This window comes from Streptomyces beijiangensis (assembly GCF_017315755.1).
Lineage (GTDB): Bacteria > Actinomycetota > Actinomycetes > Streptomycetales > Streptomycetaceae > Streptomyces > Streptomyces beijiangensis.
This window is the reverse complement of sequence record NZ_JAFLRJ010000007.1, coordinates 51,245-72,416: the sequence shown is the minus strand read 5'-3', so window position 1 is coordinate 72,416 and position 21,172 is coordinate 51,245. Positions and strand designations below refer to the sequence as shown.

At 69.7% G+C, this 21,172-nt stretch carries 19 protein-coding genes and 2 pseudogenes; 12 read left to right on the top strand and 9 right to left on the bottom strand.

The features are described from left to right. Positions 1 to 150 precede the first annotated feature (150 nt). Positions 151 to 1,020, bottom strand: a complete 870-nt coding sequence (locus J0695_RS01240; protein WP_206959247.1) for a UbiA family prenyltransferase — start codon at positions 1,018 to 1,020, stop codon at positions 151 to 153. A 152-nt stretch (positions 1,021 to 1,172) separates the two neighbouring features. Between J0695_RS01240 and J0695_RS01235 the strand changes: the two genes are divergently transcribed. From J0695_RS01235 to J0695_RS01205, 7 genes and pseudogenes are all read left to right on the top strand, one after another. Continuing rightward, the gene (locus J0695_RS01235) at positions 1,173 to 2,240 is read left to right on the top strand and encodes a type III polyketide synthase (RefSeq protein WP_206959245.1); all 1,068 of its coding nucleotides are present in this window, start codon (positions 1,173 to 1,175) and stop codon (positions 2,238 to 2,240) included. Between the two features lie 36 nt (positions 2,241 to 2,276). Continuing rightward, positions 2,277 to 2,816: an isoprenylcysteine carboxyl methyltransferase family protein gene (locus tag J0695_RS01230; RefSeq protein ID WP_206959243.1), complete on the top strand. Its 540-nt coding sequence runs from the start codon at positions 2,277 to 2,279 to the stop codon at positions 2,814 to 2,816. After that, the gene (locus tag J0695_RS01225) at positions 2,813 to 3,826 is read left to right on the top strand and encodes an NAD(P)/FAD-dependent oxidoreductase (RefSeq protein ID WP_206959241.1); all 1,014 of its coding nucleotides are present in this window, start codon (positions 2,813 to 2,815) and stop codon (positions 3,824 to 3,826) included. Before J0695_RS01230 ends, J0695_RS01225 begins: the two co-directional genes overlap by 4 nt. Before the next feature lie 393 nt (positions 3,827 to 4,219). After that, positions 4,220 to 4,546, top strand: a pseudogene (locus tag J0695_RS01220) (transposase); the annotation flags it as partial. Between the two features lie 287 nt (positions 4,547 to 4,833). Beyond that, positions 4,834 to 5,304, top strand: coding sequence for an STAS domain-containing protein (locus J0695_RS01215; RefSeq protein WP_206959239.1), 471 nt, complete (start codon positions 4,834 to 4,836; stop codon positions 5,302 to 5,304). Then, positions 5,301 to 6,032, top strand: a complete 732-nt coding sequence (locus tag J0695_RS01210; protein WP_307798348.1) for a GAF and ANTAR domain-containing protein — start codon at positions 5,301 to 5,303, stop codon at positions 6,030 to 6,032. The genes J0695_RS01215 and J0695_RS01210 overlap by 4 nt, the downstream gene beginning before the upstream one ends. A gap of 54 nt (positions 6,033 to 6,086) precedes the next feature. Then, positions 6,087 to 6,803, top strand: a complete 717-nt coding sequence (locus J0695_RS01205) for a GAF and ANTAR domain-containing protein (RefSeq protein WP_206959235.1) — start codon at positions 6,087 to 6,089, stop codon at positions 6,801 to 6,803. A gap of 1,092 nt (positions 6,804 to 7,895) precedes the next feature. On the opposite strand, the gene J0695_RS01200 is transcribed toward J0695_RS01205, so the two are convergent. From J0695_RS01200 to J0695_RS01190, 3 genes are all read right to left on the bottom strand, one after another. Further along, positions 7,896 to 8,906, bottom strand: coding sequence for a YdcF family protein (locus tag J0695_RS01200; RefSeq protein ID WP_242552048.1), 1,011 nt, complete (start codon positions 8,904 to 8,906; stop codon positions 7,896 to 7,898). A 284-nt stretch (positions 8,907 to 9,190) separates the two neighbouring features. After that, positions 9,191 to 9,355, bottom strand: a complete 165-nt coding sequence (locus J0695_RS01195; RefSeq protein ID WP_206959233.1) for a hypothetical protein — start codon at positions 9,353 to 9,355, stop codon at positions 9,191 to 9,193. 402 nt (positions 9,356 to 9,757) lie between these two features. Beyond that, a complete protein-coding gene (locus J0695_RS01190) occupies positions 9,758 to 10,417 on the bottom strand; it encodes a hypothetical protein (RefSeq protein WP_206959231.1) in 660 nt (219 codons plus the stop codon). A 513-nt stretch (positions 10,418 to 10,930) separates the two neighbouring features. Between J0695_RS01190 and J0695_RS01185 the strand changes: the two genes are divergently transcribed. Then, a complete protein-coding gene (locus J0695_RS01185; protein ID WP_206959229.1) occupies positions 10,931 to 11,503 on the top strand; it encodes a dihydrofolate reductase family protein in 573 nt (190 codons plus the stop codon). 58 nt (positions 11,504 to 11,561) lie between these two features. Here the strand turns inward: J0695_RS01185 and J0695_RS45580 are convergent. Then, a pseudogene (locus J0695_RS45580) lies at positions 11,562 to 12,459 on the bottom strand (IS5 family transposase). A 341-nt stretch (positions 12,460 to 12,800) separates the two neighbouring features. Between J0695_RS45580 and J0695_RS01170 the strand changes: the two are divergent. Further along, the gene (locus J0695_RS01170) at positions 12,801 to 13,232 is read left to right on the top strand and encodes a GVDTG sorting domain-containing protein (protein WP_206959225.1); all 432 of its coding nucleotides are present in this window, start codon (positions 12,801 to 12,803) and stop codon (positions 13,230 to 13,232) included. Between the two features lie 211 nt (positions 13,233 to 13,443). Beyond that, complete coding sequence (locus J0695_RS01165) at positions 13,444 to 14,061, top strand: class F sortase (protein WP_206959223.1); 618 nt, start codon at positions 13,444 to 13,446, stop codon at positions 14,059 to 14,061. 144 nt (positions 14,062 to 14,205) lie between these two features. Here the strand turns inward: J0695_RS01165 and J0695_RS01160 are convergent, their stop codons facing one another. The 3 genes from J0695_RS01160 to J0695_RS01150 form a co-directional block, all read right to left on the bottom strand. Continuing rightward, entirely contained in the window at positions 14,206 to 14,418 is a 213-nt protein-coding gene (locus tag J0695_RS01160) for a hypothetical protein (protein WP_206959221.1), read from the bottom strand. 826 nt (positions 14,419 to 15,244) lie between these two features. Then, positions 15,245 to 15,985 carry a bestrophin-like domain gene (locus J0695_RS01155; RefSeq protein WP_206959220.1) on the bottom strand — a complete coding sequence of 247 codons (741 nt, stop codon included), beginning with the start codon at positions 15,983 to 15,985 and terminating at the stop codon, positions 15,245 to 15,247. Between the two features lie 28 nt (positions 15,986 to 16,013). Continuing rightward, positions 16,014 to 17,243 (bottom strand): hypothetical protein, encoded by a 1,230-nt coding sequence (locus tag J0695_RS01150; RefSeq protein ID WP_206959218.1) that lies wholly within the window; start codon positions 17,241 to 17,243, stop codon positions 16,014 to 16,016. A 190-nt stretch (positions 17,244 to 17,433) separates the two neighbouring features. Here J0695_RS01150 and J0695_RS01145 point away from each other — a divergent pair, with 190 nt between their 5' ends. Beyond that, a complete protein-coding gene (locus J0695_RS01145; protein WP_206959209.1) occupies positions 17,434 to 18,840 on the top strand; it encodes a lipase family protein in 1,407 nt (468 codons plus the stop codon). A gap of 37 nt (positions 18,841 to 18,877) precedes the next feature. Continuing rightward, a complete protein-coding gene (locus tag J0695_RS01140; protein WP_206959207.1) occupies positions 18,878 to 20,320 on the top strand; it encodes a cytochrome P450 family protein in 1,443 nt (480 codons plus the stop codon). Between the two features lie 12 nt (positions 20,321 to 20,332). Here J0695_RS01140 and J0695_RS01135 read toward each other — a convergent pair whose 3' ends face one another. Further along, a complete protein-coding gene (locus J0695_RS01135) occupies positions 20,333 to 21,073 on the bottom strand; it encodes a lysophospholipid acyltransferase family protein (RefSeq protein WP_206959206.1) in 741 nt (246 codons plus the stop codon). Positions 21,074 to 21,172 lie beyond the last annotated feature (99 nt).

Here is a 21,172-nt window from a genome sequence, read left to right as displayed (position 1 = left end):
GGGCGCAGACCGGCTCCATGAGCGTCAACCCAACTCCCACGTGACCGGCATTCACGGCCGAGGAGGGGCCGGTCGCAGCCCCCTGGAGGGAGAACTCCCGCTTCTCGTATAGGGGATTCGTATGGTGTGCCGGCCGGCGGGGCCGAAGGGTCAGGCGATTCCGGCGCCGCGTAGCAGCAGCAACGCCGTGTCCACCACCGCCACAGTGACTGCTGCCGCGAACGCCGCCCGTTCCCGGCGGCGTCCCAGTACCGCCCCCGCCAGCGCGACCAGGCCGGCCACTGTGAGCGCTGCTGCTCCCCATTTGCCGGGTGGTCCGGTGGGCCCCAATACCAGAACGGCGGACGCGGCCACCAGCGGCACCGGCAGCAGTAGCCGGGCGCCGTTCGGGCCCAGCCGGTGTGGCCATCCCCGTACGCCGGTCGCCAGATCTCTGCGGATGTCCGGCAGCGCATCGCCGAGATGGGCTCCGACCCCTAGTAACGCCCCGGCGGTGACAACCCACCAGGTCGGCCACGGATGCCCCGGCAGGCCCAGCGCCACGAACGCCGGGAGCGCGGCGAAGCCCACTGCGTACGGTGCCCAGGACCATGCTGTCGCCTTGAGGTGCAGGTCGTACGCCCACGCCGCTGCCACTCCGGCCAGGTGAACGGCGCCCGCCCACAGGCCGCAGGCTAGCGAGAGCGGCACGCAGAGCGCCAGCGCGGCATACGCGGCCACCCACACCTGCTTCACACCGACCGTGCCGTCGACAACGGGTTTGCCACGGCGGCCGGTCGCGATGTCCCGGCGTGCGTCGAACGCGTCGTTGCACCAGCCGACGGACAACTGCCCGGTCAGAACGGCAGCTCCGGCCAGCACACCACCCACGGCACTCTGGCCGGCGGTCGCGGCCAGCGCGGTCATCAGAGCGGTGACCGCCACAACAGGCCCGGGGTGGCACGACCCGGCGAGGCCACCCAGCCGGCCGGCCCAACTCGCGGCCGGGCCGCCTGCCGTCGACTGCTCGGGAGTGCCCACCCGGCCGATGGTATGCGCCCCGGCCCACCCGGCTGGAGCACCGTTCCCCCGGGACGAGGGGCCGGACGGGCGATCAAGGGGTGTCGAAGTCCCGGACCGGGGAACACGTGCAAAGCCAGTCAGTCCCCCTGCAGGAACCAGACGGGAACCGTATGACCCGGATCGCAGCCGTCCACGGTGCCCTCGCACCGCACCGTCGCCCCCAGCACGAGATCACCGACATGGTGGCCCGCACCTGCCTGCCGGAGGGCACCGACCGCCGGGTCCTGGACCGGCTGCACCGCAGCGCGAAGGTCGAATCGCGCCACATGACGCTGCCCCTCGAACAGTACGAGGAACTGGACGGATTCGGCGCCTCCAACGATGTCTTCATCGCTGCCGCCACCGACCTGGGTGCCAAGGCCGTCCGGGGCGCTCTGCACGCCGCCGGCCTGACCGCCGCCGACGTGGATCTGCTGATCTTCACCTCGGTCACCGGTATCGCCACCCCCTCGATCGACGCACGGCTGGTCGGCCGCCTCGGACTACGGCCGGACGTCAAACGGCTGCCCCTGTTCGGCCTGGGCTGTGCCGGTGGTGCCGCCGGCCTGTCCCGGATGCACGACTACCTCCTGGGCCGGCCCGGTCACGTGGCGGTGTTGCTGTCGGTCGAACTGTGCTCGCTCACCTTCCAGCGCAACGACGCCTCCATGGCCAACCTGGTCGCCACCGGACTGTTCGGCGACGGCGCTGCCGCGGTCGTCGCGTTCGGCGCGGACCGCGCGGAACGCCCGGACGCGACCGCAGGCCCGACGATCGTGGACACCCGCAGCCACCTGTATCCGGACACAGGGGGCGTCATGGGCTGGGACGTCAAGGACACCGGCTTCCAGGTCGTGCTCGACCCGCAGGTCCCCGATGTGGTGCGCCGCTACCTCGCCGATGACGTCGAGGGGTTCCTCGGCGACCACGGGATCAAGCCGAAGGACGTGACCGCCTGGGTGTGCCACCCGGGCGGCCCCAAGGTCCTCGATGCCGTCACCGAGTCCCTCGACCTGCCCGAAGGCGCACTCGATGTGACATGGCGTCATCTGGCCGACGTGGGCAACCTGTCCTCGTCATCGGTGCTCCACGTACTGCGCGACACCCTCGCCGAACGCAGCCCGGCGCCGGGCACGCCGGGTCTGCTGCTGGCGATGGGGCCCGGCTTCGCTTGCGAACTCGTCCTGCTGCGCTGGTAGTTCGGGCCATCGAAGGACACAACGGACGTAGGAAACATGATCTGGTACGGACTGCTGGTGGCCGCCGTCGCTTGCGAGCGCGTCGCCGAACTCGTCGTCGCCCGCCGCAACGAGCGGTGGAGCCGCGCCCGCGGCGCGACCGAGGCCGGGCTGGGCCACTACCCGGCGATGGTCGCCCTCCACACCGGCCTGCTGGCCGCCTGCGTGGTCGAGGTGTGGCTGGGCGACCGGCCCTTCGTCCCCGCCCTGGCCTGGCCGATGCTGGCCGTGCTGGTGGCCGCCCAGGCGCTGCGGTGGTGGTGCATCCGCACCCTGGGACCCCGGTGGAACACCCGGGTGATCGTCGTACCCGGCCTGCCGCTGGTGACGGGCGGCCCGTATCGGTGGCGGTGGCTGCGGCACCCGAACTATGTGGCCGTCGTTGCGGAGGGCGTGGCCCTGCCCCTGGTGCACACCGCCTGGGTCACCGCGGTGGTCTTCACGGTCCTCAACGCCGCCCTGCTCACCGTGCGCATCCGCTGTGAGAACCGGGCGCTGGCCGCCGCGACCACGTCGACCACGGCTGCTCCGGCGTGATCGACGTCCTGGTGGCCGGCGGCGGACCTGCCGGTCTGGCCGCCGCCATCCACGCCGCGCTCGCCGGCCTGGAGGCCGTCGTCGTCGAACCCCGGACCGGGCCCGTGGACAAGGCTTGCGGAGAAGGCGTCATGCCCGGCGGCGTCACCGCGCTGCGAGCGCTGGGCGTCGAGGTCACCGGCCGCGAACTGCGCGGCATCCGTTACGTGGACGGCGCCGCCCGCGCCGAAGCGTCCTTCCGCGGCGGCAGCGGGCTGGGAATCCGCCGTACGACGCTGCACTCCGCACTGCACCGGCGCGCTCTCGACGTCGGTGTGCGCATGCTGCCGGGCAAGGTCGGCGAGGTGCGCCAGAGCACGGACACAGTCACCGCCGCGGGCACCACGGCACGCTGGCTGATCGCCGCCGACGGCCTGCACTCACCGGTGCGCCGCGGCCTGGGTCTTGATCTGCCGGGCATCGCCCACGGCCGCTACGGACTGCGCCGGCACTACCGCGTCGAGCCGTGGACGGACTTCGTGGAGGTCCACTGGTCCGGGCACGGCGAGGCCTATGTGACACCGGTCGACGACGACTTGGTGGGCGTCGCCGTCCTCAGCCGCAACCGTCGCGGATACGACGAGCACCTGTCCGGCTTCCCGGCCCTCACCGCGTCGCTGCGCGGCCCGGCCGCGACGGAGGTACGCGGCGCCGGACCACTGCGGCAGCGGGTGCGGCGCAGAGTCGCCGGCCGTGTCCTGCTCGTCGGCGACGCCGCGGGCTACGTGGATGCCCTCACCGGTGAGGGCATCGCCCTCGCGCTGGCGACGGCGGGGGCCGCCGTCCGCTGCCTGGCCGCCGGGCGACCGGAGGAGTACGAGCGTGCCTGGGTCCGACTGACCCGGCGCCACCGGCTGCTGACCGGGGCCCTGCTGGCCGCGAGCTGTCGCCCTGGCACCGCCCGCCTCATTGTCCCGGCAGCGTCCCGGATGTCCCCCGTGTTCTCCGCCGCGGTCCATGCACTGCAGTAGTGGGACACCGGATCGGCGCTGTATGTCTGAGGGCGCCGCCCCAGTTATCGGCCTCGCCCTTTCCTGATGGCGACGACGGCCAGCGTGGGCGTGACGGTTCTGTATCTCGCTGTGCGGCGCGCCCGGTTGGTGTTGGTGAGGGGGCTGCGGGCATCTCCGCGTTCCGACTGACATGGGCCCTGTGGCTCACCCGGGCACGGTCGTCCGCGTCAGGTTCGGATGGGCTGAGCAATGGTGCTGCTGTGCAGTGTGGTGCGGGAGTGTTCGGCGAGCAATGCTCAAGACCTGTGGATCGGCCTCGGGTTGAACGCGAAGGGCATACCTTCCCGAGTGATCGAATCGATGGTCATCGAGTAGGCCGGTGCTGTGAACACCGGTCGGGAAGGCACGCCCGTGCTCAGCGTAGTCACCGCCGACGACACCACCGCCAACGGCTCCTCGCTCATCGACGAGATCGTCCAGGAAGGCGCGAGGCGGATGCTCGCCGCCGCACTGGAGGCCGAAGTCGATGCCTATATAGCCGTGGCCGACGAGAAGGACAAACGTGGGCGGCGGCTCGTGGTCCGCAATGGCCATCACCAGCTCCGGAAGGTGACCACCTCCGCTGGGACCGTGTCGGTCAAGGCCCCGCGCGTCAACGACAAACGCCTCGACGAGTCGACCGCGGTGATCGCCCAGAACACCAGCGAGATCACCCCGTACACGGCGCGTCCGGATCCCGGCTCGCAGGCGTACCCGACGGCCCGAATTCCGGCAAGCCGCTGATCGTCCACCGGCCCGGCCGGAAGGCTATGCTGCTTAACAGACGTCCCAGACCCCGGCGGCCCATTCCTGATGCGCACAGATGCCTGTGGGAGCGGATTGTCCGTCCGGGCCCCATGCATACTCGAGGGGAACCGGCTGGGTCCTTGGCCCCGGAACACCCGCTGCTGGATTAGTCATTCGCCTGCCCGCACCACAGTACGAGCGTGCCGCGAGCCCGGCGCGGTCTCGTGAACCGAGGCGCCATGACCATCACGCACCTGCTGAACGTCGACCGTCACGACACACAGAACCGGGCACTGGTGACGCTGGCCGGTGAGATCGACCTGGACTCCGCGCCCCTGGTGCGCGAATCACTGGCACGGTGCCTGCGCGACGGCATCCGCGTCATCGACGTAGATGTCACCGCCGTGACGTTCTGCGACTGCAGCGGCCTCAACACTTTTCTGCACGCGCTACTGAACGCCACCGCCGTCGGAGGATCCTTGCACCTGCACTTCCCGAGTCCGGCGCTGGAACGGCTCTTCGCCCTCACCGGCTCAAGCTCCCTTCCTCACCCTTCCCGACGCCCTCTCCGGGAGCCCACCGGCCCCGCAGCCTCCTGCGATGCCCGAGACCGTACCCCGGCTCGCTCCGCTCCTGGCCGTTCTCCCGGGCGCACTGCTGTCACGGCGCTGCGCGACCCTCAGGACCACCAGATGAGGTGCGCCCGGTGACGGCAGGTAGCCGGTCGGCCCGGATCCAGGGCCTGGTGGCCGAGGAAGCGGCCGGACGCGGGGCCCGGGTCAGCGTGCTCGACGTATGTGCCGCGGCGGTGGCCGCGCTGCCGATCGGCGGCGCCGGGGTGTCGGCGATGTCCCGGAGCTCGGCCAGCCATCCGCTGTGCAGCACCGACACCGTCAGCGAACGGCTGGAGGAACTGCAGCTCACCCTCGGCGAAGGGCCGTGCGTGGACGCCTTCACCCGCGGGAGCGCCGTACTGACTCCGGACCTGCGGGCCGATGACGTGCACGTCCGCTGGCCCGCGTTCGCCCCCGCCGCCGAGCTGGCCGGCGCGGGCGCGGTCTTCGCGTTCCCGCTGCAGATCGGCGCGATCAGCCCCGGCGTCCTGGACATGTACGCCATAGCCCCGGGCGGCCTGGACACCGAGGACCTGGCGGATGCGATGGCCTTCGCCGACACCGCCACCCTCATCCTGCTCGGCACCGGGACCGGCGGGCCGGATCACGGCGGCCTGGCGGACCTGGGCGGCAACCGCGCGGAGATCGATCAGGCCACCGGCATGCTCACCGAACAACTCGGCGTCGGCCTCGAAGAGGCATTCATCCGGTTGCGCGCCCACGCCTACGCCCAAGGCCGCCGTCTCGCCGACGTGGCCGCCGACGTGGTCGCCCGCCGCCTGCGCTTCCCCCCGGACCCGGACCAGACCGACAATGACACCTGACGGCACGTCCCGCCCCCACCCGGCGCAACCCGTCTCCACACAAGGATGTGCACGATGGATCAGCAGCTTCTGTCCAAAACCTTCGTCGAACTCGCCGACAACCTCGTGGCCGACTTCGACCTCATCGACTTCCTGCGCCTGCTCACCGACCGCTGCGTGGGCATCCTCGACGTCAGCGCCGCCGGTGTACTCCTCGCCGACCGGGAGGGCGTGCTCCGGGTGATGGCGGCCTCCAGCGAACAGGTGCGCCTCCTGGAGCTGTTCCAGCTCCAGAACGACGAAGGCCCCTGCCTGGAGAGCTTCCGCACCGGACGGACGGTGAGCGTCCCCGATCTGCGCACGGAAGCCGCGCGCTGGCCGCGCTTCGTGACCCAGGCCCACCAGCGCGGCTTCGCAGCCGTCCAGGCGCATCCGATGCGACTGCGGAACGAGGTAGTCGGCGCCCTGAACCTCTTCCGCTCCACCCCCGGCCCCTTCGACCCCGTCGACGCACCCATCGCGCAAGCCATGGCCGACGTCGCCACCATCAGCCTCCTGCAACAACGCTCCACCGACCGCAGCAACCTCCTCAACGAACAGCTCCAGAACGCCCTGAACAGCCGCGTACTGATCGAACAGGCCAAGGGGAAACTCGCCGAACGCCTCAACACCGACATGGAAACAGCCTTCACCGCGCTGCGCGGCTACGCCCGCGCACACAACCGCCGCCTGTCCGACGTGGCCCGCGCCTTCATCGACGGCACCGAACCCCTCACAGGACTGGTCCTCTGACACCACCCACGACCGCACGGCCCCAGCATGAGGTGCTCGTAGTCGGCGACTACATCGGAGACAGCACCCGAGCCGAAATCGCCTACGCCCGGTCGCTGGGCAAGCCCGCGCGGTTCACGCACGCCGAAGTCGACCCTGACGCCTGACCGCCCGCTGCCACCCCCTGTCTGAGACCCTGCTCCTTCTGGGAGACAAGCCCACCAGAGCCGCCGCGGAACGCATGAACCAATACCTCTGGCAGCTGGAAGGACTCGCCCGGGCAACTCCCGGCCAAGGCGCCCGTGACGAGAGCTGGGACCAGATCTATGAGAGGTATCGAGTCGCGCGGGAGGAATACCTCGACCGCGCGCGCCTCAGCCTCGGTGTGACGGGGCCCGCGCGGATGAGCCCGGGCACGGCCTGACCCCGGCGGAGCAGGTCGGTGAAGCAACTGGCCTGGTTCGGAGCGGGTGTTCGATGCCCGGGTGGTGGAGACTGAGGTCTGGGCTGGTTGAGCGGGTGGGACTTCCACCCGCGTTCCTCCCTCGCCGTTGAGGGGTTAAAGGAGGTGCGCTGCAACGTTCTCGCGGCGCACCGTGCGGTAGGCATGTTCAATGGCGTCCAGGTTCTTCGCGTTCGGCCGGCGCTTGCCGGACACCCAGGCCTTCATCGTCCGGGCCAGCGGCCCGCCCATTAGACGGGCGCAGTCTGCAACTCTGCGAGTTCCGCCAGCGGTCAAGGAATTGACCGCCCCGACGCTTGGTGCATCTCGATCTTCGGACTCGTAGTACGCCACTACTTCCAGGACGTAGGACGCTATGACGCCATAGGCGGCTCCCACCACAGCGATGAGGGCGCGGTTGAGCGGCGCAACAGCCTCATATCAGCACCCTTAGATCCTCAGCTGCACGAACTGTCCTGCGCGTTCGCGCCACTCAGCAGAGTGCCGAGGATGCCCTGCACGATCACAGACCTGCCAGGCACGCACTCCGCCAGCCACAGCTCCTACAGGTGCTCCGAGCCGCATGCGCTCGTCAGGGGGCTCCATCGACTGGACCTCAGCGCCACCTGCCCGGGCGTACAGGGCAGACATCCGAGTGGTCCGGTGTGCACTCAACCGCGCCACCAAGCGGCCAACGGCGGCAGCAGCAGGACCGCGCACACGCAGGCGTTGACGGTGCGGTGGGCTGACAGCAGGGCGGCGAACTCCCGCAGTGTGGCACTGGGCCAGAAGTAGGCGGCTGTACGGGCGCCGACGACGGTGCCCTGCACACCGGTTTTCCGGGCCATGAGGGCAGCACGGAAGGCGTGATAGTTGCTGGTGACGATGACGCACGACGCCTCGGGGCGCAGCTCCTGCATCAGCGCCCGGCTGTTGCGCAGATTCTCCTCAGTGGTACGGGATCGGTCCTCAATGCGGAGGCGGTCCGCGGGGAACCCGTTTCGGGTCAGGTATCCGGCCATCGCCTCGGCTTCCGGGAGCAGTTCGTCAGGCCCCTGACCACCCGAAGTGATGAGCAGGGGGCGACGTCCGGAGCGTTCCAGGCGCTCGAAAACCCGGCGGCCCTGGTCGAGGCGGCCGGCGAGCAGCGGCGAGACCCGGGATCCGCCGATGAGGCCGGAGCCCAGGACGACGACGAACGCGGCATCGCGACGCGGTGGGAGGCGCGTATACAGGAAGCCGTACAGGAGGAAACAGACGAAGAGGAACGACAGGTACCCGCCGACCAGGAGGACCATCTCCGCGGGGACCGAGAGGTCCCGGTTCTGCCAGACCACCGCCGCCCACGTCAACGCCAGTGCGGTCAGCATGGCGATTCCCGCCATCAGCGACAACAGGTGCGACAGCGACCGGCCTTCTTTGCGGACGATGATGCAGCCGTTCGCGATCAGCACTCCGGCGAGCAACACGCACGACACGACGGGCAGCACCAGCAGTACGTAGGCGGCAATCGTCACCACCCGGCCGTGCTCCTCGCCCAGTCGCCCCACCACATCCAGGGTGACGCAGGCCAGCGCCAGGCCCAGGAGGACCGCGTTGCGCAGCCGTCGCGGCTCACGCCAGACCCCCACGGCGAACAGCACCAGGAACACCGCGGCCGCGCCCCACATCGTCAACCCCATACGCCCATCACACCGGGGCGGACAACGACGCGCCTCACCAAATAGACCGAACGGCTCCACAGCGGCACACCTCGGCACATGGTCCAGGATTGGCGCGACCGTCATCGTCGACAGCACAAACCGTGCCATCCGGCGCGAGATCAACCCGAAAAGCATCCTGCACGAGCGCGACCTGAAGTGACATCTCCCGCACCCACAGCCGAGCCGCAGCCATCCCCGGACGGGTCGACCGATCCTGCGCTACCCCGGCCGAAGATGTGCGCACGCCATCGCCGACGGTTGCCTCAGTGGAACTGCGAGGTGGATCTGGGGTACGGGCCGCTCTCCAGAAGGAGAACGAGTTGGCCGCCGCCTTCCTCTTCCCACAGTTCGGCGAACCAGACGGTGGGCACCGTTCGTCTGCGGGCCCGCTTGAGTGCCCTGCGCCGCGTGATGAGCCGCGGCAGCACGTCCCTCCTCAGCTCCCGTTCCGACTGAGGATCCGGCCAGGTGAAGGGTGAGCTGCACCCGTTGATAACCCACCGCGCCCCGGAGTCGATGAGCGCGACGGCCTCCTCTGGATCGACCCAGTTCCTGGTCCGGGTCCAGGCAGTCCCCTCCTGGTCCCAGAGCCTCCCCTCAGCGAACCCGTTACGCATACCGCCTCCGTCCATTATCGCCAGGCCACCACCTGCCGCACACAGCGAATCCCTGCCCGCAATTCCGTCCAGCGAGCCACCGCAGGTGAGTCCAGGAGCCTCACACAGCAGCTGCCCGCCCTACCTTGCCTGTGTGCCCCTGGGCTGGATCGTGCCGCGCCCGCCCCGGGTACCCACCGCACCGACGGCCACTGCAACTCCTTCACCGGCACCTCAGCGACCGTCGGCGGTGCCAGTGGACCCGTGGGTGCCGGTGCCTTTGGCAATAACGTGAACAGTGGCAGTGCTGCCAGAAACCGCGCGGTGGCGGTAAAGCTGGCCTGGTGCCGGCTCCGCCAGAGTTCCCAGGGCGGTCATGTACGCGTCGTTGAAATCGATGCGCGTGATATCGGCATAGCGGAGTTTCGTGGCACGCACGGCCCACCGAGTCTTGGCATCGAGCTCTCGCAAGCGGACCTTTTTCGGAGCAGCGCGCTCGACGGCACCAATGTGCAGGCAGTCCATGTCGTCCGCTTCATGGGAGAGACCTACCAGGCCCCAGCGGTCACTGACCGCTTCGATGATGGATCGGGCATCTGTCAGGGGAAAGCCGTCAGACGGGGGCTGTGCCGGCCACGTGCCCTTGTGCTTGAGCCAGCGCATCGCCACATCCCGTTCCCCCTTCACGCTCACCTCGGTGACATCCGCCGTCCGCAAGGCGATCCAACCGTCCGGTGCCAAGCCCGTCAGCGGCGCCATCAGAGTCCAGTCCTGGTTCGTTTCCAGGACAAAGCCGCCGATGGTACGGTCCGCGTCCAGACGGCGGCGCTCGATGAACACGGCACGGTGCTCCCCGCAGACGCGCTCAAGGCGGCTGCGAATCTTGACGCCCATGAGGCTCCTTGGGTCGGCAGACATACTTACTCTCCCCAGCGTTCCCTGGCCCCTCCGTGCCCGCCAGAGACCAACGTCCCGATCCAGGGACCATCCGGCACCACGGCGGTGCACCTGCGACCCGCCCAAAAGGCATCACACGTAGAAGCGCACCTCGGCGACAGGGCCCGGCCCGGCAACGGCGTCGTCACACTGCGCGCCGCCGTGAACAGCGCCGATGCCGACCGCAACGGCAAGGCCAGCGGCTTAGGCCGTTTCGTTTGGATCACGGAGTGCGACTGCATCAAGATGCAGCGCCACCTGTTGCGGCCAGGTCGCACGATCTGGCACGTGTGTGACTCGCCGAGGTGATTCAGATGGCCGAGGCTGTCGGAAAAGGGTGGCGGCGACCGATGAGTTCCTCCATGATCCACAGTCATAGATCGTGATTGGTGCACCGCAGCCACGAAGGTGGTCGAAGCGTGCACCGGCCGCACCCGCTGAGATCCAGACACGAGACACCGAGGAACCGAGATGCGTACCCTGATCAGCACCGCCTTCATATCGCTCGACGGCGTCGTGGAAGGCCCGGGAGGCGAGCCCGGCTACCGGAACTCCGGGTGGACCTTTAAGGACGTCGAGTTCCTCCCCGAGGCCTTCGAGATCAAGGGCCGGGAGCAGCAGGAGGCTGCCGCGATCCTGATGGGCCGGACCAGCTACGAGGCGTTCAGCCCGGTGTGGCCCGACATGGCGGACTTCGCCGACTACAAGCTGATGCCGAAGTACGTCGTCTCCACCACCCTCACCGAGGACGACCTGGTATCGAACTGGGGCGAGACGACAATCCTGCGCACCCTCGACGAGGTCGCCGCGCTGAAGGGGACCGAGGGCGGCCCCATCATCGTCCACGGCAGTGCCTCCCTGAACCGGGCGCTTTCGGACGCCGGCCTGATCGACCGTTACCACCTGGTCGTCTTCCCGCTGCTGCTCGGGGCGGGCAAGCGGCTCTTCAGCGCCACCGACAAGGACACACAGAAGCTGAAGCTCGTCGAGCACGAGGCCTACGCCAACGGGCTGCAGAAGAACGTCTTCGACGTCGTCCGCTGACAAGGCTCCCGCGCTCGCCCCGCCGTCGCGGCACTCGTCCTGACCGGAGCGCGGTGGCTCACCGTGCGGACCACAGGAAGATGGCCGCGACATAGAGCCCGGCCAGGTAGATGACCGCAGTCTTTTCGTAGCGGGTGGCAACGCCGCGCCACTGCTTCAGGCGATTGATGCACCGCTCGACCCTGCTGCGCTGTTTGTATGCCTCACGGTCGGCGGTGGGTGACCTGCCACCGCGGCTGCCTCGACGCGGTCGGTGGCCCTTCTGATCCGCCGGGACAGGGATCACCGCGCGGATACCGCGCTTGCGCAGGTGCTCGCGGATCGCGCGCGATGAGTACGCCTAATAAGCACTGCGGGTGGGCCGTTGGGCCCACCCTGGCGGGGGCCGGGTGGGACGTCTGGTCAATACGCAGCGCCTGGAGCGCTTCGACAAGAGGGACGCAGACCGGCCCCTGCCCCTTCGGATTCGGTCGGCGTACCGTGCCGTGGTTCGAACCGTCCCCAGGGCCACCTCCCGATCAGCCGGAGCCGTGGGGCTCTTCACAAGAGCGAGGACCCTGGGCTCAGCTGGGGCCACGGACGGCTGATGGGGTGGTCGTCCGGCTCACCGACCGGGGCCCTTTTTTTACGGGCCCCGGCGGCGTGCTGGTGAGCGCGCACGACTGTGGAGTCCACCGAGACAACCCAGATCAGGGCTTCGTCAGCGTCCGCATCGGCCATCAGACGGCGAACACTCGCTCCCAAGTACCGTCCACGGCCCACATCCGCAGCCTGTTGTAGACGCCCCTCCAGTTGCCGTACTTCGCAGGCAAATACACCCATTGCGACCCTGTCTGAAAATTCCAGGCGATTGCATCGATCACTTCCCGGTGATCCCGCCACCGCCCACCTCGCCTCGGCGTCCGGGCCGGTAGTAGCGGCTCGATCCGCGCCCACTGCGCGTCAGTCAACGGCACGTCCGGGCCAACGATCAGATGATCCAAACGAAACGGCCTAGGCGCCCGACGGCAGTTCTGCATCAGGCTTAAGCGCGCTGTCGGGGCCAACAGGGCATCTGTGTCCCCTTCATGTGGGGGCGTCACCCGTTCAGCGGGTGCTTCCGTCCGTCGATCGCTTTGCTCGTCCCAACGCTGTCACCTGCAGGCATTGACGATCAGAGGGAAGGGGCAGTACCACGTTCGGCGGAAAAGGAGAAGCAGCCCTGCCGTGCGGTTCGTTGCCTATGGCGTCTTGATGGAGGGAGCAGGGACGACTGCGGCGCATCGGGCGCCGCACCTGTTTGGTGAAAGCAGAGGCCATGCGCTCTATCCGTTACGCCCTTCCCGCCGCAGCAGCTCTCACCGTCGCGCTTGGATTCGGTGCGCCGATAGCCCACGCCGCCCCGCAGGCCTCCGCGGCGTGTGACACCGCGACGACCAAGGCCAACCAGGCCCAGGCGGACTCCGACGCCGCTGCCGCCGACCTGAAGAAGCAGGAAGAGGCCGGCGGTCACCCGGGCAAGGCCGAGGAGGACAACGCGGCCTCGCTGGCAAACGCGGCGGCCCTCGCGACCACGGACGCGCAGCGCGTCTGCGGCAACACGAGCCCGGTCGGCCCGATGAAGACCGGTGTCGGCAGCACCAGCGAGGGCTCGAACGCGGCCTCCCTCGCGACCGGGGCCGGGCTCGTCGGCGCGGCGGGCATCGGCGTGATGGCACTGCGCCGCCGCCGGGCCGACTCGCAGGTCTGACACCCACGCTCTCGGAGCCCGCGCGTCCAAAAAGATCTCCTGGCCGCGCGGGCCCGGTGCGTCACCGCCACGCACACCGCACGCTGACGCCCGCCGGTCCAGACGTGTTCAAGAGGGGCCGGGCGCTTGTCCGAAGCCTGTACGGGCCCGAAGGTGCAGGAGAGGTCAGACGTTGAACCGTCGATCCGCCCCCCACAATGAACACCGCCCCATGGCAGGGCGCGTAGCCCTTGCACTGATCACGCTGATCGGGCTCGTCCTTCTCTACAACGGCAGACACCCCCATGCCGCTCCACCCCCTCAGCCCGCCGCAGCGCAGAGCGCTCCGGGTGTACACCACGCTGCCACCCACCCGGGGATGCCCCACGCCACACCGATCCAGGTGCACATCCCGTCCATCCACGTGGACGCTCCACTGACCGGGCTGAGCCTCGACGCAGAGCATCACTTGGCGCCACCGCCGGAGGCCGACGCCAACCTCGCTGGATGGTTCCGCGACGGAACCCCGCCCGGCACAGACGGCACCGCGATCATCGCCGGGCACGTCGACAACGACCACGGGCCGGCGGTCTTCTACAACCTCGGCGCGCTGAAGAACGGCAACCGCATCGAAGTCGACCGCTCCGACGGCCAGACCGCGGTCTTCACCATCGACACGGTAGAAGCCTTCGATGCCGACGACTTCCCCAGCCAGAAGATCTACGGCCCCAGCCCACACGCCGAACTCCGCGTCATCACCTGCGGCGCCGGCTTCGACACAAAGGCCCACCGCTACCGGGGAAACGTCGTCGCCTTCGCCCACCTCACCGCCACACGAGCCACCCACTGACGCCACCCCTCCGACTGGACGGGTGGCCGATGCCGACCGCGCGGACACCCCCGATGGTCCGCAAGATTCTCGCGACCCGCTTGTGGTTGACCACCGGGCCGCCCCGCCCTCGTCACGGAGCCCGGCGATGATCCTCGGGACATCTCAGGTGCCGTCGGAGTCCTGGTGGACCTTGCGTATCCGGGCCGCGAGTCCGACCTCGACGGCTTGCCGGGCCGCTCTTGCGGTCGCGGTGCGGCGCCATCGGTAGAACCTCGAACGCGAGACCTTGGCCTCCGAGTTGACCGACCGGCCACTCGACATGACCAGCCCGACCGCATCCCTCTTGGACCCTTCCGGATACCGGGTGACAGCCACCAGGGCACCTCCTCATCGGACCCCACGACCCGACCTTCAAGAGATGTCCATATTTCGGGGCAAACCCCAACGTCATCCTCCTCCCTTGGCCCGTACAGACCAGAGGAAGGCAGTACCGACCGTGCTGGTGTTGGCAGGTGGAATCCGAGATCGGCCATACTCCTGCCGGTCACCTTGGTCAGGATGCGCTGATACACAGCGCGCGGACAACCAACCGTCCCGTCTTCCCAGTCCGCGATCAGCCGCGATCCGCAGGCGAGGTTCTCGCCCATCGCTTCGCCGACTTTGTTGATCTTCTTGGCGAACTCAGCCCGGCTCATCTGGAAATCCAGCTTGCGCACAGTGCGCAGCCGGGTGTTCGGGGTGGGCTTGCGGTGGTCGGCCATGACCGGCTCCGGGTCCGTGGGGCGGACAGGACCGGCGACCGTACCGCCCCCACTGCTCCCATGCCCCCGCCTTCGCCTGACGTCACCTGACCGGGAGCAACTTGCATCGTTCTTTCATCGGTTGGCCGTCGCACTGCGCTATGTGTTGCTGGTTGCGTGGAGCGTGACGAGACGATTGCCCCGGGGAGGCCACCGTGGCGAATGCACCTGCCGTTCCCTCGTGGCACGCGCTCGCGCAGCCCGGCAACGCAAAGCGTGTGAAGTGGTCCCATGGGCTGAACCGCACCCGGTGGGCGTCCTGCGGCAAAGCCTGGGATGCGGTGCCATCACTCCCATGGAGAGGGGCCCGGACGTGCTCGACGGGCTGCGCGTCAGCCCTTATCGCGGCTGTCTCGTGCTTCTCGATCAGGTACGCGGTGGGAATGCTCCGTGACCAGTCGTCAGAAGTAGCGCGTGAACGGGGTGGGGGCGATGGCGAACAACCCATGGAACGGATTGTTCAGTTGATAGATGAGAAGCACGGTGAAGGTGATGAGGGCGGACAGACCCATCACCATCACGACATGGGTGAAACTGCGCTGGACCCCGAACATGAACATGAAGGCGATGGTGAGGACGCCGCCAACGATCAGGCCGAACCAGATCACCGGGGACAGCTGTTTCGTGGCGTCGGCCTCGCGGCCGCGGCGTGCGTCGTCCAGGATGCTGAGCTGCGCCAAAGTCTCCTGACCCGTGGCCTGTTGGGCCGGTGTCGCATCCGCAGGGATCTGACTCGTGGCTCGCACCTCGTTCAGCAGGCGCCAGCCGGCCGGACCCAGCGGGGTGCGCTCGGTCATGGCGGGCCACTCCGTGTCGGTGACGTGCCGGATGTACGTCTCGATCGTGCCGCGCATCCGGTCGGACTGCTCGGAGGGCAGGCCCGCGGCGAGCAGATGGATCTGGTGCGCGGCGCTGGCCTCGGTGGCAGCGTGGCCCTCGGCGCCGGAGTGGGTGTCCCAGACCGACACCAGGGCAAGACCCAGGACGAGTGCGTACAGGACGCCGACCATCATGGAGATGTACTCGGCGACGTCCTCGCGAGGCTCGTCGTCCGGGCCCATTGGCCATAGGCGGTGTTTGAGCAGGACGACCGCCGCGGCGAGCAGCGCGACGCCCAGGACGATGGCAAGGCTTTCGATCATCGGTGGGTCCCGTTTCGTGGCGGCGCGGTCAGAGTCTGCGGGAGCCGAACACAGCGGCTGCGACGGCTGCGGGCAGTAGTACGAGGAGCAGTGCGGCCAGCATGCCCAGGCCAGTGGGGACGTGGTCCTGCCGGATGAAGCGCCCGAGCAGAGAGCGCGGCGGCCGGGCCTGCTTCGGTACCGCGGCCGGCGGTTGCGTCGCCGGCGGCCGCGGTGCCGGATCCTGCCTCGCCCCGTCGGGGCGGTCAGGAAGGCGAGGCCCGACGGCGGGCGGAGCGATCCCGGGTGCCGTGATGCCCGGTGCCGTAGGCGCTGGGGGGAGCAGTGCGGCGAGCGGATGCAGCGCGGCGGGGGGAGGCAAGGGAGCCGGCGGTTCGACGCGCGGGTGCGCCCCGGGGACCACAGTCGTCCGGGGCCGCGGCGTCACCGGCGCGGCCGGCACCGGGGCACGGAGCGTGAAGCGTGCCGTGGCCCGTGCTGTCAGCCGCGGGGGCGCCACAGGTCCGCCGCGGGGATCGAGGGTGCGGAGCAGGTCGCTGCCGTCGGCCTGCCCCCGGCTGACGTACGTGCCGGGGGAACGTCGTACGACGGCGATGCACGCCGCCCGCGCCCCGGCGGCAAGGCGTCCGACGACCGGCCGCCCGCCCGCACAGGCGATCCGGTGCGGGGCCAGCGCCGGATCCGTGATCCGGACTCCGTGGACGGGCCGGTTGCCGTTGTTGACCAGGACGTAGCGGACCTCAGCCTGCTCCGGGCCCGTGACGCGCGCCGTCTCGGACAGGTCCAGAGCGGCGCCCACCCCGGCGTAGCCGGAACGTGCGGTTGCCTGCACGGTGGCGCGCAGCGTGCGTTGCTGTCCGGCCGCCAGGACCTTGCCGATCCAGGCTCCGGGGCGCGCGGCTCCGGTCGCCGTGCAGCGTACCGAGCGCAGTCCGGTCAGCATCGGAACGCGGTCCAGCCCTCCTGGGCAGCGGATCGCGGCGCCCGGCATTCCGAGGTCCCGCACCCGTACGTCGCGCAGGTCGGCGCCGCTGCGATTGACGAGGCGGTACGACTTGACGACAACGGCGCCGGTTCGGATTCCGGGGTGCAGGGCGCCGAGGCCCGGCCGGGTGTTCACCGTGACCTCGAGGGTGAGGCCGTGCGGTCCGATGCCGTCGGCGGCGGAGGGATCGGCGGCCGACCAGCAGACCGCGGTCAGGAGAATGCCGACCACCAGCCGCCGTGCCGTTGCCGCATCCTCTCGCCCGATGATCACACCGGAATGCTGTGCACGGTCGCGCATCGGACGCACCCCCGACACGCGGACACGCTCAGCGATTCACCCACGTGGCGGCAGAAGCCCTGCCGGTAGCCCCGGGGAGGGTTCTACTGCTGAGAGTGACAGGTCCGTCATCGCGCGCAGCCGCGCTGCCAGACCGGCAAGCATCAGAGACGAGGTGGCGGCTATGGCAGCCCGGACAGTTGACGCTGTCGGCGAGCAGACGCCCGTACGACATGAACAGCAGACACGGACGGATGCCGAGCTGCTGCTCGCGGCCTCGGTCCTGCTCGCGGATGCCGCACTCGCGGTACGGCGGACCGGCGCGGGACTGACCGCGGCCGGCGCCAGCTGGCGAGTCGGGCTGCAGGCGCTCCGGCGCCCCGGGTGGGCGCTCGGCACCGCGTTGTCGGCGGCCCGTGCGATGACGAACCCCGCTGGGCTCGGCCTCGCGGCCAACGGCGGACTGGTCGGTGAGACCGTCCGGTCGTTGGGGGCCCTGGCGCGTCAGCGGCCCGCCGGCGTGGCGATGGCAGTGGACGCCTTCGCCCTGCGCATCGAGGCCGCCGCCCATGAGCACCCGAACCTGGCGGCGCCGCTCGCCAAACGGCTCACGGATGCCGTCGTTGCCGGCCGCAGGATCGAAGCGCTGCGCGCCGCACGGGAGTTGGTGGCCCTCATGGGAGTCACCCGCACCCTGACGACGATCAGCCCCGTGATCATGGAGCTGCTGGCTCTGGCCGGACTGCTCGACGAGAATCCGACCAACGACAGCTTCGCCTGGGTCACCCTGGCCGGCGGTGTGCCCACCACCGAACCACTGTTCGGCCTGCCCTCAGCGCTGGTCCGGCACCTCAACCCGGGCCCGGGGCGCGCCGAGCGCACCGAGGCCGACGCGATGCTGGCCCGCGTCCTGGCCCGCTCCGGAAACGACATCGTCCGCTACATCGACGACATCTCGGCCCTCGGCAATCACGGGCTCGCCCTGCTGCGGCGCATCGCCTGTGCGGACGGCACGCCGCGGCACGTCCTGCTGCTGCCGGGCACCAGCTTCGGGCTGCTGAGCAACAGCACGCCGCAGGATCTCGTCGGCGCGTTCGACGCACTGCTGCACACCGACACGACGTACAGCCGGTCCGTCAAGCAGATGCTGACGCGCGCGGGTGTGCCCGAGGGCACGGAGCTGATGATCGTCGGACACAGCCTCGGCGGCATCACCGCCATGAACCTGGCCTGCGATCTCGACTTCGTGTCGGCGTACCGGCTCACGCACGTCGTCACCGTCGGCTCGCCCATTGACGCCAAGCGCCCGGCCGACCCCATGACCCAGGTGGTCAGCCTCGTCAACGAGCACGACGTGATCCCGGGCCTTGACGGGCGCGGGCCGGCCAGCGCGAACGACATCCCCGAGAGCTGGATCGAGTGCTCCTGGCTGGACGAGACGTACGACTACCCCCTTTCCCACGCCCCGCAGGCGTACGCCGACACCTTGCGCAGCGGTGAGGTCCCGCACCGTGCCCGCGTGAATGAGCTGATCACCCGATACGACGGCGAAATTGTCGGCAACCAGCCCTATCTGCTGCGCGACAAGTGACGCCGCCGGCCAGCAACCACCTACAGGGAGACCGGCGATGAACACCAGTGACACCACCACCGCTCCTCGCCGGCCCGCGAGGGCCTGGCCCCTGGAGAACGCTCTGGTCAGCGCCGCGCTGGCGGCCCAGCGCGTCTCCTGGATCGACGCTCCGGCGCGTGCCATCGGCCTCAAGCCGTTGACGCGCCAGCACCTGACCCGTCAGGTCCTGGCCCAGTTGCGGCGCACCTCGTCCGGACGGCCCACCCGGTTGCGCACCGCATTCGGCACGTTCCTGATGCCGTTGAACGCCGACGACGCCACGAGCCTGATCGGTAGGGCCGATGAGGCCGGCGCCCGGGGCGACGTCACCACCCTGACAGCCGAGGGCCGCCGCCTGCGGCTGACACCGCATGCGGCGCTTCCCGTCCCCCTCGGGACGTTGCGCACCCAGGTGCGGGCCGCCGCCGAAGAGGAGGCTGCCGCGATCTACGCCATGCGCCGCAGGGACGGAAGCCTCGGCCGCGCCGACTGGTGCACGCTCACCGCACGCCTCGCGCGACGGATCGTCCTGGGGGACGGCGCCGCCGACGACAGCCTCGTCAGCGCCATCCTCGAAGCCACCGCCCAGGCCGAGGACAGCACTGAGTACGACGCCCGGACCGCCGCCCTGCGTCGTCGCCTCGCCCCGTACGTCCATGCCGAGGCCCCGGGCGGACTCGTCACCTCCGACCTTGCCGACGACGCCAGGGACGCTGTGGTCGAGCACGCGCTGGAGACCGTCTCCAGGGCCCTCACCGACACGGCGCCGCAGGCACTGGCGCTGGTGACGGTGCAGCCGTTGATGCCTGCGACCGACCGCACCGAGCGGGCCGTGAGCGAGGCCCTGCGCCGCTACCCACCGTTGGCCGCCACGGTGCACACGGTCTGTGCCCCCTTTGTCTGGCACAGCCTGGCCGTCGAGGCGGGCACCGAGATCCTGTGTGCGACCGCCTGGCTGCGGGACCTGGACGAGGAGCAGGGCCGCAGCGGCGGGGACCCGTCGGCGTCCCTGTGCGCGGCGCCCGCCCCGTGCTCCGCTGCCGGACTCGCCGTCCTCGCGGCCACCGAACTCGTACGCGCCCTCACCCGGATCGCCGAACCGGTCGTCCTCGCCCCGCACCTCACCCTCGACGCGCTGCCGGCCGACCTGCCCGCCGCGTCCTTGCGCCTCGCCATGGAGGACACCGACCACGCACCGCGAGACGCCGCCGAACCGGTGATCGACGGGTACGTGCCGCCCATCGTCGGGCAGAGTCCCGCCCATTACGCCGCGCTCGCCGCGGCCGACGCCCGCAGCCTGGAGGAGCACGCGCGGAAACTCGTCGCCTGCGCGCGGCAGTCCGGCTGGAACCACGACGCGTTCGGCGAGCGCTGCCGGATGACGCTGCTCGCCCACGCCGAGCGCTGTGCCCGCGCGGCCGGCGATGCGCGCCGGGCCGCCGAGTGGCTGGCGAACTGAGGCCCCGGGCTCCTACCAGAAGGGGGACACCCGGTGTTCCCGGTCCCTGTCGACCATGCCCTGGACGGTGAAAAAGACCTCGTCGCACAGCCGCCGGGCCGCCGCAGAGCGGACGGCGAAGGAAGCGGAGCGGGCCGGGGCGGGAACCGGCTCACCGATGCTGATCCGCCATTTCGCCGGAAGCGGCAGCAGCGTGGTCAGAGGGAAGTACGGCAGGTCGAACCGGCGGGCCAGCGCCCGGATCTCACCGAGTTTCGGGTACGTCTCCTCGGCGCCCACGATCGACACGGGCACCACTGGCACGCCGGTCCGCACCGCGGTGACGGCGAAGCCGGGGCTGAAGGGCCGGAGCCGGTAGCGCTGTGAGAACGGCTTGCCGACCCCGTCGACCCCCTCGGGGAACACCGCGACGAGGTGCCCCGCCTCCAGCCGGTCCTGGCCCAGGGTCGGATCGTCGGTGAAGGCGTCGTGCCGACGGGCGTACGCAGCCAGTGCCGGCAGCCGGAAGGCCAGTGCGGAGGCGTAGAAGTGCACCGGCCGGCACAGCTCCCGGTGCAGGAGTTTATGCAGGACGAATGCGTCGAGACCCCAGGCGCCGGAGTGGTTGGCGACCACGAGCGCGGGCCCGGTCCGCGGCACGTTCTCCAGGCCCGAGACGTCGACGCGGAAGTAGTCGTCGGCCAGCCATCCCAGTATGCCGTCCAGCAGATCGGTGCCGAGTTCACCCCATGGCCCCATATTCGCTTCTGTCACAAGATCCCACTTTCAGCCCAAAATGGAACATTGCAAGATTAAAGGTGCCATTTAGGTGGTCTTCTTTCATGGTGCCCGATTCCCGGGTGCTGTTCAGGG

Excerpts from the sequence above, each read along its gene's own strand:
- J0695_RS01235 (WP_206959245.1), top strand. The coding sequence starts at position 1,173 with ATGACCCGGATCGCAGCCGTCCACGGTGCCCTCGCACCGCACCGTCGC.
- J0695_RS01215 (WP_206959239.1), top strand. The coding sequence starts at position 4,834 with ATGACCATCACGCACCTGCTGAACGTCGACCGTCACGACACACAGAAC.
- J0695_RS01155 (WP_206959220.1), bottom strand. The coding sequence starts at position 15,985 with ATGATCGAAAGCCTTGCCATCGTCCTGGGCGTCGCGCTGCTCGCCGCG.
- J0695_RS01165 (WP_206959223.1), top strand. The coding sequence starts at position 13,444 with ATGGCAGGGCGCGTAGCCCTTGCACTGATCACGCTGATCGGGCTCGTC.
- J0695_RS01230 (WP_206959243.1), top strand. The coding sequence starts at position 2,277 with ATGATCTGGTACGGACTGCTGGTGGCCGCCGTCGCTTGCGAGCGCGTC.
- J0695_RS01200 (WP_242552048.1), bottom strand. The coding sequence starts at position 8,906 with ATGGGGTTGACGATGTGGGGCGCGGCCGCGGTGTTCCTGGTGCTGTTC.
- J0695_RS01205 (WP_206959235.1), top strand. The coding sequence starts at position 6,087 with ATGGATCAGCAGCTTCTGTCCAAAACCTTCGTCGAACTCGCCGACAAC.
- J0695_RS01170 (WP_206959225.1), top strand. The coding sequence starts at position 12,801 with ATGCGCTCTATCCGTTACGCCCTTCCCGCCGCAGCAGCTCTCACCGTC.
- J0695_RS01140 (WP_206959207.1), top strand. The coding sequence starts at position 18,878 with ATGAACACCAGTGACACCACCACCGCTCCTCGCCGGCCCGCGAGGGCC.
- J0695_RS01145 (WP_206959209.1), top strand. The coding sequence starts at position 17,434 with ATGGCAGCCCGGACAGTTGACGCTGTCGGCGAGCAGACGCCCGTACGA.
- J0695_RS01190 (WP_206959231.1), bottom strand. The coding sequence starts at position 10,417 with ATGGGCGTCAAGATTCGCAGCCGCCTTGAGCGCGTCTGCGGGGAGCAC.
- J0695_RS01185 (WP_206959229.1), top strand. The coding sequence starts at position 10,931 with ATGCGTACCCTGATCAGCACCGCCTTCATATCGCTCGACGGCGTCGTG.